Source organism: Actinomadura coerulea (genome assembly GCF_014208105.1).
GTDB classification, from domain to species: Bacteria; Actinomycetota; Actinomycetes; order Streptosporangiales; family Streptosporangiaceae; genus Spirillospora; species Spirillospora coerulea.
The window spans coordinates 4259106-4273405 of record NZ_JACHMQ010000001.1; the positions used below are offsets into that span (position 1 = coordinate 4259106).

The window sequence follows — 14300 nt, forward strand, 5'->3', positions numbered from 1 at the left end:
GCCGGCGGCCCGCGTCCCCGGCTCGGGGGACGCGGGCCGCGCCCGCGTCCGGCGCGCCCGGCTAGACTTGCCTCATTTGTTGTCTTAAACGATTCGCGTTTACGAGGGAGGGTTCGGCGCCATGACCGCGTCCCAGACCCCGTCCACCGCCGAGGAACTGCGCGGCGCCGGCCTGCGGGTGACGGCCGCCCGCGTGGCCCTGCTGGACACCGTCCGGGCCGGCGACCACCTCGGCGTCGAGGCGCTCGCCTCGGGCGTGCGCGACCGCGTGGGCCACATCTCCCTCCAGGCGGTGTACGAGGCGCTCCACGCGCTCACCGCGGCGGGGCTCGTCCGCCGGATCGAGCCGGCCGGGAGCCCGGCCCGGTTCGAGGGGCGCGTCGGCGACAACCACCACCACCTGGTGTGCCGGAACTGCGGCGCGATCAAGGACGTCGACTGCGCCGTGGGACACCCGCCCTGCCTGCACCCGGTGGACGACGCCGGCTACCTCGTCGACGAGGCCGACGTCACCTTCTGGGGCCTGTGCCCGGCGTGCCGGCCGGACGCCGGCTGACCGGGGCGGAGACCGGCGCGCACACCCCGTGACGGCGTCCGGGCCGGCCGCCGAGGCGACCGGCCCGGACGTCCCGGACGTTCCCGATCAGGTGAGGTCGTACCGGTCGAGGTTCATCACCTTGTCCCACGCGGCGACGAAGTCGTGGACGAACTTCTCGCCCGCGTCGTCGCTCGCGTAGACCTCCGAGACGGCGCGCAGCTCGGAGTTCGCGCCGAACACGAGGTCGGCCCGGCTCCCGGTCCACCTGAGCGCCCCCGAGGCGTCGCGCCCCTCGAAGGCCTCGGAGGTCATCGGGTCCTCGCCCGTCCCCTTCCACACCGTGCCCATGTCGAGCAGGTTCACGAAGAAGTCGGTGGTCAGCGCACCAGGGTTGTCGGTGAGGACGCCGAGGGACGACCCGTCGTAGTTCGCCCCGATGACCCGCAGGCCGCCGACGAGGACCGTCATCTCCGGCGCGCTCAGCGTGAGCAGGTTCGCCCGGTCGATCAGGAGGAACTCGCCCGGCAGGACGTTGCCCTTCTGGAGGAAGTTGCGGAACCCGTCGTGCGTCGGCTCCATCACCTCGAACGACTCGACGTCGGTCTCCTCCTGGGAGGCGTCGGTGCGCCCCGGCGTGAAGGGCACCTCGACGTCGTACCCGGCGGCCTTGGCGGCCTGCTCGACCCCGGCGCACCCGCCGAGCACGATCAGGTCCGCGATGGAGATCCGCTTGCCGCCGGTCTGCTCGGCGTTGAACGCCTCCTGGACCTCCTCCAGGGTGCGCAGCACGCTCCGCAGCCCGTCGGGGTTGTTGACCTCCCAGCTGCGCTGCGGCTCCAGCCGGATGCGGGCGCCGTTGGCGCCGCCGCGCTTGTCGGTGCCGCGGAACGAGGCGGCCGACGCCCACGCGGTGGTGACGAGCTGGGCGACCGACAGCCCGGAGTCCAGCAGGCGGCGCTTGAGCGCGGCGACGTCCTCGGCGTCGACGAGCGCGTGGTCCACCGCCGGGACCGGGTCCTGCCAGATCAGCGTCTCGGACGGGATCTCGGGACCGAGGTAGCGCGAGACGGGCCCCATGTCGCGGTGGGTCAGCTTGAACCAGGCGCGGGCGAACGCGTCGGCGAACTCGTCCGGGTTCTCCATGAACCGCCGCGAGATCGGCTCATAGATCGGGTCGAAGCGCAGCGACAGGTCGGTCGTCAGCATCATCGGCTGGCGGTTCAGCGTGCCGTCCTCGGGGTCGGGGACGGTGTCGGCACCCGCCCCGTCCTTCGGCCGCCACTGGTGCGCCCCGGCGGGGCTCTTGGTCAGCTCCCACTCGTACCCGAAGAGGACCTCGAAGAAGGTGTTGTCCCATTTAGTGGGCGTGGGCGTCCAGGTGACCTCAAGGCCGCTGGTGTAGGAGTCGCGGCCCTTGCCGGTGCCGTGCGTGCCCTTCCAGCCGAGGCCCATGTCCTCCAGCGGGGCGGCCTCGGGCTCGACGCCGATGCTGTCGGCCGGCGCCGCGCCGTGCGTCTTGCCGAAGGTGTGGCCGCCGGCGATCAGCGCGACGGTCTCCTCGTCGTTCATCGCCATGCGGCCGAACGTCTCGCGGATGTCGCGCGCCGCGGCGATCGGGTCCGGGTTGCCGTTCGGGCCCTCCGGGTTGACGTAGATGAGGCCCATCTGCACCGCGGCCAGGGGCTTCTCCAGCTCGCGCTCGCCGCTGTAGCGCTCGTCGTCGAGCCAGGCGGTCTCCGGGCCCCAGAAGACGTCCTCCTCGGCCTCCCAGGCGTCCCGGCGGCCTCCGGCGAAGCCGAAGGTCTTCAGGCCCATCGTCTCCAGGGCGACGTTGCCGGCCAGGATCATCAGGTCGGCCCACGAGATCTTGCGGCCGTACTTCTTCTTGACCGGCCACAGCACGCGGCGGGCCTTGTCGAGGCTGGCGTTGTCCGGCCAGCTGTTGAGGGGCGCGAAGCGCTGCTGGCCCGCGCCGGCGCCGCCGCGGCCGTCGCTGACGCGGTAGGTGCCCGCGCTGTGCCACGCCATACGGATGATCAGCGGCCCGTAGTTGCCGAAGTCGGCGGGCCACCAGTCCTGTGAGTCGGTGAGCACGTGCGCGATGTCCTGCTTCACCGCGGGCAGGTCGAGGCTGCCGAACGCCTCGGCGTAGTTGAAGTCCTCGCCCAGCGGGTTGGTGACGGGCGGGTTCTTCGCGAGCAGCTTCAGGTTGAGCCGTTCCGGCCACCAGCGGGCGTTGCCGCCGCCCTGGGTCGGGTGGGAGGCGCGCTGGTGCGCAACCGGGCAACCGCCACCGGCGGCGGCTTCGTTCTTCTCGGACATGTGATTCCTTCCAGGGCGACCGTGGGTGAATCAGGAACTGTGGGCGGTTGAGCAGTCGGGGCAGAGGCCCCAGTAGACGACCTCGGCCTCGTCGATCAGGTAGCCGCGGTCGTCGGAGGCCGTCAGGCAGGGCGCCTCGCCCACGACGCAGTCGACGTCGGCGATGGCCCCGCACGAACGGCAGACGACGTGGTGGTGGTTGTCCCCGATCCGCGCCTCGTAGCGGGCCACGGAACCGGACGGCTGGATGCGCCGCAGCAGGCCCGCCGCCGTCAGTGCGCGCAGCGAGTCGTAGACGGCCTGGTGGGAGACCTTCGGAAGCTCCCCGCGCACGGCGCCGATGACCGACTCGGTGTCGGTGTGCGGGTGCGCGTGGACGGCGCTCAGCACCGCCAGCCGCGGGCGGGTCACGCTCAGGGCGGCCGCACGCAGCATCGCGTGGAAGTCCAAGGAGCTGGCCACGACCCCAGACTGTCCCATTTTCTGGAATCAGTCAAGATATTGAATGAACCATGTTCAGGAAGATCGTCTCTTTACCCGCCCCGGCCGAGCAGGGGGTTCCCGCGAGCCTAGATCGGACGGCCGGGCCGGTCACCTGGCGATGTTCGCCGTCGATCGCCGCCGGGTTCCGGCGAGATCTGCCGATTTCGAAGATCGCCGGAGCTGGTTCGGTGCGCGAGCTGGGGTGATCGCCGGACGGCGGCGCGGCGCCCGCACGGCACCCGCGCGAGGGTCTTGCCGTGGCCCCGGACGCTGGCTACCTTGACCCTAAATAGATAGGAAACCTTCCTGTCTAATAGGTGAACGATCTCGGGGTTCGGGGGAATCCGCCAGTCTTTCGAAGCGATGGAGTGAGCCCTTGCGCCCCCGCCCTGCACTCGGCGTCCTCGCCGCCCTGCTCCTCGTCCTCGCCCTCGCGCCCGGCGCGAACGCCGCCGGCACCGCCACCGCGACCTTCTCCAAGCCCTCCGACTGGGGCTCGGGCTGGGAGGGACGCTTCACCCTCACCAACGGCACCGACGCCGCGATCAACGGGTGGCGGGTCGAGTTCGACCTGCCGTCCGGGACGACCCTCGGCTCCTACTGGGACACGCTGCTGACGAAGAACGGCCAGCGGAACACGTTCCAGAACCGCGAGTACAACGCCGCCGTACCGCCCGGAGGGTCCGTCACGTTCGGGTTCCTCGGGAACGGTCCCGGGGGCCCGCAGAACTGCACCTTCAACGGGCAGCCCTGCGCGGGCGGGCCGACCGACCCCCCGGGCGGGCTCGGCGCCCCCGGCACGCCCACCGTCACCGGACGGACCGACACCTCGCTCACCCTGTCCTGGCAGCCCGGAAGCGGGACGCCCACCGGGTACCGCGTCTACGAGGGCTCGGACGTGAAGGCGACCGTCGGCGGCACCACCGCCACGATCGGCGGGCTCGCCACGTGCTCGACGCACGGCTACACGGTCAAGGCCTACGACTCCAAGGGCGAGTCGCCCGCCAGCGCGGCCGTCACCGGCACGACCAGCGGATGCGCGACCGGCCCGCTGCCCAAGCACTTCCTGACCGGCTACTGGCACGACTTCGTCAACCCGGCGCAGGAGCTCAAGCTCTCGCAGGTGCCGGACCAGTACGACCTGGTCGCCGTGGCCTTCGGCGAGGCGACCGGGCGGTCGGGCGAGGTCGCGTTCCGCGTCGACCCCGAGCTGTCCACGGCCCTCGGCGGCTACACCGACGCGCAGTTCAAGGCCGACATCGCCGGCCTGCACGCCAAGGGCAAGAAGGTCATCCTGTCGGTCGGCGGCGAGAAGGGCGCCATCCGGGTCGCGGACGGCGCGTCCGCGCAACTCTTCGCCGACTCGGTGTCCGGGCTGATGACCCGGTACGGGTTCGACGGCGTCGACATCGACCTGGAGAACGGCCTCAACCCGACCTCCATGGAGCAGGCACTGCGGGCACTGCGCGCCAAGGCCGGGGCCGACCTGATCATCACGATGGCGCCGCAGACGCTCGACATGCAGTCGACCGGCGCGTCGTACTTCCAGCTCGCGCTGAAGATCAAGGACATCCTCACCGTCGTCCACATGCAGTACTACAACTCGGGCGCGATGCTCGGCTGCGACCAGAAGGTGTACGGGCAGGGGACGGTCGACTTCATGACCGCGCTGGCCTGCATCCAGCTGGAGAACGGACTGCGCCCCGACCAGGTGTCGCTCGGGCTCCCCGCCGGGCCGGGCGCGGCGGGCGGCGGCGTCGTGGCGCCCTCGGCCGTGAACAACGCGCTGGACTGCCTCGCCAAAGGAACCGGCTGCGGCACGTTCAAGCCGTCGCGCACCTACCCCGACATCCGCGGCGCGATGACGTGGTCCGTCAACTGGGACATCACCAACGGCGGCGGCTTCGCCGGGACCGTCGGCCCGCACCTGGACACCCTGCCGTAGGGAGCCTGCCATGAAGAGGATCTGGGTCGTCGCGGCCATGGTCGCCGGGCTTCTGGCCGGGGTCACGGCCCCCGCCCACGCGGACAACATCCTGGCCAACGCCGGGTTCGAGAGCGGCTCGCTCAGCCCCTGGACGTGCGACGGCGGGTCGGTCGTGACCAGCCCGGCGCGGACGGGCGGCCACGCGCTCGCGGGCGGCGTGTCGGCCGGGAGCACCGGCCAGTGCACGCAGACCGTGAACGTGAAGGCGAACACCGCGTACACGCTGTCGGCCTGGGTGCGCGGCAGCTACGTCTACCTCGGCGTGACGGGCGGGACGTCCGCCTGGACGCCGTCCGCCGCCGACTTCACCAAGCTCTCGGTGACGTTCACGACCGGCGCCGACCAGACGTCCGCGCAGATCTACCTGCACGGCTGGTACGGCAACGGCGCGTACTACGCCGACGACGCCGCCCTCGACGGCCCCGGCGGCACGCCGCAGCCGGGGGTGCCGGGCGCGCCCGAGGCCCCGAAGGCCGGCGCGGTCACCGACAGCTCGATCGCCCTGCGGTGGGGGGCGTCGTCGGGGACGGTCACCGGGTACCGCGTGTACGAGGGCGCCACGGTCAGGGCCACGGTCACCGGGACGGCCGCCACCGTCTCGGGCCTGGCCGCGTGCAGCTCGCACACCTTCACGGTCGCCGCCTACAACGACGTCGGCGAGTCGGCGAAGTCCGGGCCCGTCAGCGCGCGGACCGGCGGCTGCACCGACACCGGCCTTCCCAAGCACGCGCTCGTCGGCTACCTGCACGCGAGCTTCGCCAACGGCTCCGGCTACGTGCGGATGGCGGACGTCCCGGACGCGTGGGACATCATCGACCTCGCGTTCGGCGAGCCGACGTCGCCCACCTCGGGCGACATCCGGTTCACCCGCTGCCCGGCGGGCGAGTGCGCGAACGTGGAGAGCGACGAGGAGTTCATCGCCGCGATCCGCGCGAAGCAGGCTCGGGGCACGAAGGTGCTGATCTCGATCGGCGGCCAGAACGGCCAGGTGCAGCTGACGACGGCGGCCGCGCGGGACGCGTTCGTCCGGTCGGTCTCGGCCATCATCGACAGGTACGGGCTGGACGGCCTGGACGTCGACTTCGAGGGCCACTCGCTCTACCTGAACGCGGGCGACACCGACTTCCGCAACCCGACCACCCCGGTCATCGTCAACCTGATCTCGGCGCTGAAGTCGCTGAAGGCGATGTACGGAGCGAAGTTCGTCCTGACGATGGCGCCCGAGACGTTCTTCGTGCAGGTCGGCCACCAGTTCTACGGCGGCGCGGGCGGCGGCGACAACCGGACGGGCGCGTACCTGCCGGTGATCGACGCGATGCGGGACGACCTGACCGTCCTGCACGTCCAGGACTACAACTCCGGTCCGGTGATGGGCCTGGACGGCCAGTACCACACCATGGGCGGCGCCGACTTCCACATCGCGATGACCGACATGGTGAAGGCCGGGTTCCCGGTCGCGAACACCGGACGGACGTTCCCCGGGCTGCGCCCCGACCAGATCGCGATCGGCCTGCCCGCCGCGGTCAGCGCGGGCAACGGGCACACGCCGCCCGCCCAGGTGCAGCAGGCCGTGACCTGCCTGGTCACGGGGCAGGGCTGCGGCTCCTACACGCTCCGCGGCGGGACGTCGCCCGACCTGCGCGGCCTGATGACGTGGTCGATCAACTGGGACCGCTACTACGGCTGGGAGTTCATGAACGGCCACGAGCCCTTCCTGAACGGCCTCCCCTGACCGGCCTCCCGGGCTCGCGCGGCGCGTCGACGGCTCCCGCTCGGCCGAGATCGACCAGATGCTGACGCTCCTCGGTTCCCCGACCCCGAAGAACCACCCCCAGAAGTAGGTGTTCGGCATGCGCAGATTAATCGGATTCCTTGCGGCCTTCGTGGTCGTGGCGGCGCTGGCCGCCGCGCCCGCGCAGGCGGCCGACCGGCTGACGGCGGTCTTCAGCCTGTCCGGCACGACCGGCAAGTACGTGGTCAGCAACCCCGGGACCGCCGACGTCAGCGGCTGGAAGCTCGTCTTCGAGCTGCCCGCCGGAGTGACGGCGAGCAGCCCGCAGAACGCCTCGCTGTCGCAGAACGGCACGAAGGTGACGCTGACCCCGGCGTTCTACATCAACACCGTCAAGGCGGGCGGGAGCACCGAGCCCTACAGCCCGGCGTTCACGCTCAGCTCCGCCGCCCAGCCGACGAGCTGCACGCTGAACGGCGCGAAGTGCGACGGGACGGGTGAACCGCCGCCCGCGCCCGCGGGCGTCACCGCGGAGTACACGGTCAGCGGCACCCAGGCCAGGTTCGTCGTCGCGAACCACACCAGCGCGTCGATCAGCAACTGGTCCGTCGTGTTCGACCTTCCGGCGGGCGTGACCGCGAGCAGCGCCGACAACGGGACGGTCAGCCAGAGCGGCACCACGGTCACCCTCACCCCCGTCTACTACAACTCGACGATCGGGGCCGGGCGGACGACCGAGCCCTACAGCCCGACGTTCACCGTCAGCAGGTCCGGCGCCGAGCCGACGAGCTGCCGCGTCAACGACGTCAACTGCGACGGCGCCGCGGACGTGCCGCCGAGCGCGCCGGGCGGCCTGAAGTCCACGGTCAAGACGACCAGGACCGTCTCCCTGGCCTGGGACGCGGCGAAGGCGGGCAGCCTGCCGGTCACCGCGTACGAGGTCTACAACGGGTCGGCGCTCGCGACCACCGTGCCCGAGACGAACGCCACGGTCACCGGCCTCACCCCGAACACCGAGTACACCTTCACGGTGAAGGCCCGCGACCGGAAGGGGAACCTCTCCACCGCCAGCGCGCCCGTCACCGTCAAGACCAACGACCCGGCCGCCGACACGCAGGCGCCGTCCGTCCCGACGGGGCTGCAGAGCACCGGCAAGGACTCCGCCAGCGTGAAGCTCGCTTGGACGGCCTCCACCGACAACACCGGTGTCGCCAACTACGACGTGCTGGTGGACGGGAAGGTCGCCACGACCGTGGCCGGCACGAGCGCCACGGTGGCGGGCCTTTCGCCGTCCACCGAGTACGCGTTCACCGTCAGGGCGCGCGACCTGTACGACAACCTGTCGGCGGCGACCGCGGCGCTGAAGGTGAAGACCGACGACGTGGTCGGCGACGGCTACGCGCGCGTCGGCTACTTCGTCCAGTGGGGCATCTACGGCCGCCAGTACTTCGTGAAGAACCTCGACACCACCGGCAACGCCGCCCGCCTCACCCACATCAACTACGCCTTCGCGAACGTCGACCCGGTCAACCTGACGTGCCTCCAGGGCGTCACCAAGGGCACCACGTCCGACCCGCAGGACCCGAGCCAGGGCGACGGCGCGGGCGACGCCGAGGCCGACTACGGGCGCCCGTTCAGCGCCGCCCAGTCGGTGGACGGCGTGGCCGACACGGGCTGGGAGAAGCTGCGCGGCAACTACAACCAGCTGAAGAAGCTCAAGGCCAAGTACCCGAAGCTGAAGGTGCTGATCTCGATCGGCGGCTGGACGTACTCCAAGTACTTCTCCGACGTCGCCAAGACCGACGCGTCCCGCAAGAAGTTCGCCGCGTCCTGCATCGACACCTACGTCAAGGGCAACCTGCCCGACTACAACGGCGCGGGCGGTCCGGGCACGGCCGCCGGGATCTTCGACGGCATCGACCTCGACTGGGAGTGGCCGGGCGCCGAGGGTCACGCGGGCAACCACGTCAGCCCGGACGACAAGCACAACAACACGCTGCTCATCGCCGAGTTCCGCCGCCAGCTCGACGAGCTGACCAAGTCGACCGGCAAGCGGTACCTGCTGTCGGCGTTCACCCCCGCCGACCCAGCGAAGATCGACGCGGGCTGGGAGCTGGCGGAGGTCGCCAAGTCCATGGACATCTTCAACGTCCAGGGCTACGACTTCCACGGCGCGGGCAGCGACAACTCCTGGGAGCCGAACCGGACGGGCCACCAGGGGAACCTCTACGCCGACACCGACGACCCGTACTCGTTCCACTTCAGCGTCGAGAACGCGGTCAAGCCCTACCTGGACGCCGGGGTGAACCCGCGCAAGCTGACGCTCGGCCTCGCCTACTACGGCCGCGGCTGGCAGAACGTGACCGACGGCGGCAAGAGCGGCGAATGGCAGGCCGCCAAGGGCGCGGCGCCCGGGCAGTTCCAGGAGGAGGCCGGGACGCGCGGCTACAGCAACCTGATCGCCAGCGTTCCCGACTGCCGGGTCGTCCACGACGAGCAGGCGGTGGCGACGTCCTGCTACACCGGCGACAACGGCCAGTGGTGGACGTTCGACGACGCCTGGTCGATCCAGAAGAAGACCGCCTGGCTGCGGAGCAAGAACCTGCTCGGCGCCATGATCTGGGAGATGTCCGGCGACCCGGGCGTCCTGACCAAGGCCCTCGACGACGGCCTGAAATGAGGCGGAAGAGCAGGCCTGAGATGACGGCCTGAGCCTGTCCCGTCCCCGATCCCAGGGCCGGCGTCGCTGCCCCGCTCGCGGCGCCGGCCCTGTTCCATGCCCGGGGGCCGTCCCGGGGATCCGGGCGTCCCCGGCGGTCCCGCGCGCGTCTGGCGCGTAGACGGGGATCACGCGGGGCCGCCGGGGCTCACCCCGAACTCTAACGCCTTATTGGCGGTGCGACAATAAGGCCAACCAGCGGTCGAGGTGGAGGATCTCCTCCAGCGGCACCCGGGCTCAGCGGCAGCGTCGTCTTACCCTGGTCGGTCGTCATGCCCCCATCGTCCTCGGGCGGCCCCGGGTTGCCCGGGCGGGGCGCCGTCAGCCGGCGTCGATGACCGGGTTGAGGAAGACCTCCTTGGCCTCCTGCGGGGTGAGGCCGGTGCGGCCGGTGAGGTCGTTGCGCGCGTCGGTGAACCGGAACCGGTAACCGCCGGGCGGCAGGTGGCCGATCTCCCACCAGTTGCCGTCGAGGTCCTTGAGGTAGAAGGAGTAGACGCCGTGCTGGCGGACGGGCTTGTTGAGCTCCCTGATCCCGTACTCCTCGCCGATCTCCGCGATCCGCCGGTACGCCTCGTCCACCTCCTCGTCGCTGCCCACGTCGATTCCGTTGTGGTAGAGCAGGGGCATGTCGGGGCGGTCCGGCCTGGACTCCACGCACACGTACGTGTGGTCGCCGCCGAGCCGGGCGTAGAGGACCGCCGTCATCGGCTGGACGACCTCCAGGCCGAGGACCTCCTCATAGAAGCGCCGCGTCGCCGCCACATCAGTGATCTTCAGCGTGCCGTGCGAAAGGAAACGCGACCTGATCGCGGGTTCCCTGGTCGAGCGATGCGTGATTCCCGGCATTTCCCCTCCGATCCGCCGCATTTCGCGCGGCGAGCGAGAAAACTGTCGAATCCATTTCACGGCAGATATGCGCTTCAGGGAAGACCTGCGCTCGATGGTGGGAATGGGGTGAGAGCTACTAGTCTGTCGGAATGCTTCCCGCTTTGGGTGTTTCCTCCGCATCGTCCAGGCTTGGGTGGCTCGATGCGCTGCGGGGGGCCGCGGCCCTGGCGGTGGCGCTGCACCACGCGAGCTACGTGTACCTGCCCGAGCTGCGGGTGCGCCTCGCCGACTGGTTCGATCCCGGCCTGTTCGGCGTTCTGGTGTTCTTCCTGGTGAGCGGGTACATCGTGCCCGCCTCGCTGGAGCGCCGCGGCAGCGTGCGCGGGTTCTGGGTCGGCCGGTTCTTCCGCATCTACCCCCTGCTGGCGGTGACGTGCCTCCTCGCCGTCCTGCCGTTCCTGCTGGGCGTTCTCGGGCTCCGCGCGGGGCTTGAGCAGTTCTCCCCCGCGACCGCGATCCTGGCGCACATGACGATGCTGCAGGACGTCCTGAACGTCCCCAACGCGATGAACGTGCTGTGGACGCTGTCCTACGAGATGGCCTTCTACCTCATGGTCGTCGCGCTGTTCGTCGTCGGCGGGCACCGCCGCTCGGCGCCCGCCGCCCTCGTCCTCACCGTCGTCGCGCTGGCGGCGGTCGCGCTGACCGCCTGCGGCCTGCTGACGGGCGCGTACGCCCCCGCCGCCCTGCTGTCGCGCACCGCGGGGACGGGCCCGGTGGTCGCGGTGACGGTGGCCGCCCTGGCGGTGGCGATCCCGGCGGCGTCGTCCCGGCGTCCCGCGCCGCGCGTCGCGGGCGGGCTGCTCGGCGGGCTGCTCGCCCTCGCGCTGGTCGCGGTCAACGGCCGCGTCGGCGCCTGGGAGGGCCTGCTCATGCTGGCCGCCATGTTCATGGGCACCGCCGTGCACCGCGCCGAGCACGGCCAGATCACCCGGCGCGCGGCCGGGGCGACGGGCGCGGCGGTCCTGACGGGCGCGCTCGCCGCCGGGACGTGGAACGCGGCCCCCTACGGCCGCAACGCCCAGCTCGTGTGGTGCGGCGCGGTCCTGGCGGCGGCCGCGACGTTCGCGGCGGGCTGGCGGCTGCGGCACCGGCGCTTCCCCGCCTGGGCGACCGGCCTCGGCACCATCAGTTTCTCGGTGTACCTGCTGCACCCGCTGCTGCTGATGGCGGCCGCGCAGTTCCTCGGCGCCTCCGGACGCGAGGACAAGGTCGGCCTCGCCTTCTTCCTTCTCGTCCTGATCGCGGCGAGCTGGGCCTCGCAGCGCTGGATCGAGGCGCCCGCGCAGCGGCTGGGAAGGCGCCTGGCCCGCTCGGGCGCTCCGGACGCGCGGCGCGAACAGCACGCCCTCGCCTCCTGACCGCCCTTCTTAATAACGTGCAGTGATTTATGGTGCTCTGTCACCATGGCGCGGTGAACATCTGGCTTGAGGCATTGGTCGTCCGGAACACGCATCGCATTCCCGCGCCCTCCGGTCCGTCCGGAGAAGGGGCGGCGGTGGCGCGGCAGTTCGACGCCGCCCTGATGTCGGTCGGCTTCAAGCTGTCCGGAGACGTCCTGCGCGCGCTGTCGGGGCTGTCGGAGCAGACCGTCCGGAGCGTCGCGGTGCGCACGCTCGCCACCGTCCGCGAGATGGCGGGCGACCACGTCCGGCACAACACCTACTTCCGCGACTTCCCCCGCAACGTGCCCGACACCCTCGACTTCTGGCTCGGCCTCCTCCACGAGACGCTGCACGACGCGAAGCTGGCGCCGGCGGCCCGCGAGGCGCGGGAGAGCGGCGTCCTCGACCTGCTCACGCTCAAGGGCTACGGCCGCTACCGGCACACCTACGAGGAGATGCTGGCGGCGCAGGACGAACTGGTCGCCGCCGCGGGCGACCGGGTGACCGTCCTGCGTCTCGGGCGGCCCCTCGCCGAGGAGGCCGCGCGGCTGTACCTGCGGCTCGCGGAGAGCACCACGCCGCTCGGCGAGGAGGACCTGGAGACGCTGGAGAAGCTGGCCGCGCACCACGCCTCCGGCCCGCACCCGGAGCGGATCCCCGTCCGGGAGAACCGCGCCGTGATCAACCGGGTCCGCCTGGCGCTGGGCGCCGGCCTGCTCGTCGACACGGTCACCGACGTGCTGCGCCTGGCGTGCGCGCTGTCGGACGGCGACGTGACCCTCCAGGAGCCCACGCGGTTCGTGTCGATGCCGCGTCCCACCCGCCGGGCGCTGCTCGCCGCGCTCGACGGCGTCGTCCGCGACGCCCCCGGCAAGCTCGGCGACGTCGCCGCCTGGCGCGAGCCGTGGAAGCGTCTCGGCGAGCGGCTCCACCCCCACGAGTACCCGAAGTGGGCGGGCGCGGCGGACGTGTTCGCGGTCGCGCGCGGCGAGAAGAGGGCGCCGTCGTTCGCGGCGCGCTTCGAGGCGCGGCTGGCGGACGGCGACGCCGCGGGCGCCGCGCGCGTGGCGGCGGGCGCGCCCGGAACGCTGTTCCGGTCCCTCGACCGGCTGCTGCGCCTCGCCCCGGACTCCCGGGACGCGGTGCTGGACACCGCCGAGTCGGTGATCGAACGGGTCTCGGGGCGGGTGCTGCTGTCGGTCCGGGAGCACCTGCTCGACCGCGCCGGCGAGGCCGGGCGGACGCGGCTGTTCGCCAACCGGCTCGGCCTCGGCGCCGCCGTGCCCGACACCCGCCCGCCCCTGGGCCCGGACGCGGCGGAGCGGCTCTCGGCGATGCTGGAGAAGGAGGTCCGGGGCCGCCTCCCCGCCGTCGGCCGCCTCGTCGTCGACCCCGACGTGCTCGACGTCGCGCTGCCGCTCAGCGGGAAGGCCGCCGGAAAGGGGCTCGGCGTCCTGCCGCGCGGGTCGCTGACCCCGGTCGACGGCGAACTGCTGCGGTTCTTCGTCTACTGGCGGCAGCACGAGCGCAGGACCGACTTCGACCTTTCCGCGCTCATGCTCGATGAGAATTACGGCAACCCCGAATGGCTCTCCTACACCAACCTCAGCACCGTTGCGGGAGAGCATTCCGGCGACATCACCACCGCCCCCGAAGGCGCCTCGGAGTTCATCAACCTGACCCTGGCGAAGGTCGAGGCCCGGTTCGTCGTCCCGCAGGTGAACATCTACTCCGGAGAGGGGTTCGAGGAAGTCGAGGAGTCGTTCTTCGGGTTCATGCTGCGCGACGCGGAGCAGCGGGGGCGCCCGTTCGAGGCACGGACCGTCCGGATGAAGTCGGAACTGCGCGGCCCGGGCCGGATCGCGCTGCCGCTGGTGTTCCTGCGCGGCGACGACGGCCGGTGGCGCGCCAAGTGGCTGCACCTGCACCTGGGGGGCGCGATGAACTTCAACCGGGTGGAGGACAACCGCGTGACGACCTCGATGCTGCTGCGCGGCATCGTCGAGCGCCGCTACCTGACCGTCCGCCACCTGGTGGACCTGCTCGACGCCGGGAGGACGACCGTCTGGGACGGCACGCCGCCCGGCGAGCCGGTCACGTTCATCGGCCTGGAACGCCCGGACGGCCTGCACGACAATTCCACCGTCTACACGCCGGAAAACCTGAGTGACCTGATCCCGGCCTGACTGCTAAAATCGCCGTGCGAGGCCATGAAGGGGCTTCCTTCTCACACTTCGAATGTA

General features: G+C 71.4%; 10 protein-coding genes. 7 read left to right on the top strand and 3 right to left on the bottom strand.

Features of this window, described 5'->3' with window-relative positions:
• Positions 1-121 precede the first annotated feature (121 nt).
• Positions 122-556, top strand: a complete 435-nt coding sequence (locus BKA00_RS19455) for a Fur family transcriptional regulator (protein WP_185026980.1) — start codon at positions 122-124, stop codon at positions 554-556.
• An 87-nt stretch (positions 557-643) separates the two neighbouring features.
• On the opposite strand, the gene katG is transcribed toward BKA00_RS19455, so the two are convergent.
• Together katG and BKA00_RS19465 are read right to left on the bottom strand one after the other, a co-directional pair.
• Entirely contained in the window at positions 644-2860 is a 2217-nt protein-coding gene (katG, locus tag BKA00_RS19460; protein ID WP_185026981.1) for a catalase/peroxidase HPI, read from the bottom strand.
• Positions 2861-2890: 30 nt separating this feature from the next.
• Entirely contained in the window at positions 2891-3295 is a 405-nt protein-coding gene (locus tag BKA00_RS19465) for a Fur family transcriptional regulator (protein ID WP_244994324.1), read from the bottom strand.
• 77 nt (positions 3296-3372) lie between these two features.
• Here BKA00_RS19465 and BKA00_RS19470 point away from each other — a divergent pair, with 77 nt between their 5' ends.
• The 4 genes from BKA00_RS19470 to BKA00_RS19485 all read left to right on the top strand — a co-directional run bounded on the left by BKA00_RS19470 (position 3373) and on the right by BKA00_RS19485 (position 9742).
• Positions 3373-3549 carry a hypothetical protein gene (locus tag BKA00_RS19470; RefSeq protein WP_185026983.1) on the top strand — a complete coding sequence of 59 codons (177 nt, stop codon included), beginning with the start codon at positions 3373-3375 and terminating at the stop codon, positions 3547-3549.
• A gap of 170 nt (positions 3550-3719) precedes the next feature.
• The gene (locus tag BKA00_RS19475; RefSeq protein ID WP_185026984.1) at positions 3720-5288 is read left to right on the top strand and encodes a chitinase; all 1569 of its coding nucleotides are present in this window, start codon (positions 3720-3722) and stop codon (positions 5286-5288) included.
• A 10-nt stretch (positions 5289-5298) separates the two neighbouring features.
• Entirely contained in the window at positions 5299-7062 is a 1764-nt protein-coding gene (locus tag BKA00_RS19480; RefSeq protein WP_185026985.1) for a chitinase, read from the top strand.
• A gap of 118 nt (positions 7063-7180) precedes the next feature.
• Complete coding sequence (locus tag BKA00_RS19485) at positions 7181-9742, top strand: glycosyl hydrolase family 18 protein (RefSeq protein ID WP_185026986.1); 2562 nt, start codon at positions 7181-7183, stop codon at positions 9740-9742.
• Between the two features lie 360 nt (positions 9743-10102).
• Here the strand turns inward: BKA00_RS19485 and BKA00_RS19490 are convergent, their stop codons facing one another.
• Entirely contained in the window at positions 10103-10630 is a 528-nt protein-coding gene (locus tag BKA00_RS19490; RefSeq protein ID WP_185026987.1) for a VOC family protein, read from the bottom strand.
• Between the two features lie 131 nt (positions 10631-10761).
• Here BKA00_RS19490 and BKA00_RS19495 point away from each other — a divergent pair, with 131 nt between their 5' ends.
• On the top strand, positions 10762-12033 hold the full coding sequence (locus tag BKA00_RS19495) for an acyltransferase family protein (protein ID WP_185026988.1): 1272 nt from the start codon (positions 10762-10764) through the stop codon (positions 12031-12033).
• A 137-nt stretch (positions 12034-12170) separates the two neighbouring features.
• Positions 12171-14243, top strand: a complete 2073-nt coding sequence (locus BKA00_RS19500) for a TerD family protein (RefSeq protein WP_221493212.1) — start codon at positions 12171-12173, stop codon at positions 14241-14243.
• Positions 14244-14300 lie beyond the last annotated feature (57 nt).

What these genes read in the sequence shown, in the direction of transcription:
- BKA00_RS19455 (WP_185026980.1), top strand. Translation starts at nt 122, where the DNA reads ATGACCGCGTCCCAGACCCCGTCCACCGCCGAGGAACTGCGCGGCGCC.
- katG (WP_185026981.1), bottom strand. Translation starts at nt 2,860, where the DNA reads ATGTCCGAGAAGAACGAAGCCGCCGCCGGTGGCGGTTGCCCGGTTGCG.
- BKA00_RS19465 (WP_244994324.1), bottom strand. Translation starts at nt 3,295, where the DNA reads ATGCTGCGTGCGGCCGCCCTGAGCGTGACCCGCCCGCGGCTGGCGGTG.
- BKA00_RS19470 (WP_185026983.1), top strand. Translation starts at nt 3,373, where the DNA reads ATGTTCAGGAAGATCGTCTCTTTACCCGCCCCGGCCGAGCAGGGGGTT.
- BKA00_RS19480 (WP_185026985.1), top strand. Translation starts at nt 5,299, where the DNA reads ATGAAGAGGATCTGGGTCGTCGCGGCCATGGTCGCCGGGCTTCTGGCC.
- BKA00_RS19485 (WP_185026986.1), top strand. Translation starts at nt 7,181, where the DNA reads ATGCGCAGATTAATCGGATTCCTTGCGGCCTTCGTGGTCGTGGCGGCG.
- BKA00_RS19490 (WP_185026987.1), bottom strand. Translation starts at nt 10,630, where the DNA reads ATGCCGGGAATCACGCATCGCTCGACCAGGGAACCCGCGATCAGGTCG.
- BKA00_RS19495 (WP_185026988.1), top strand. Translation starts at nt 10,762, where the DNA reads ATGCTTCCCGCTTTGGGTGTTTCCTCCGCATCGTCCAGGCTTGGGTGG.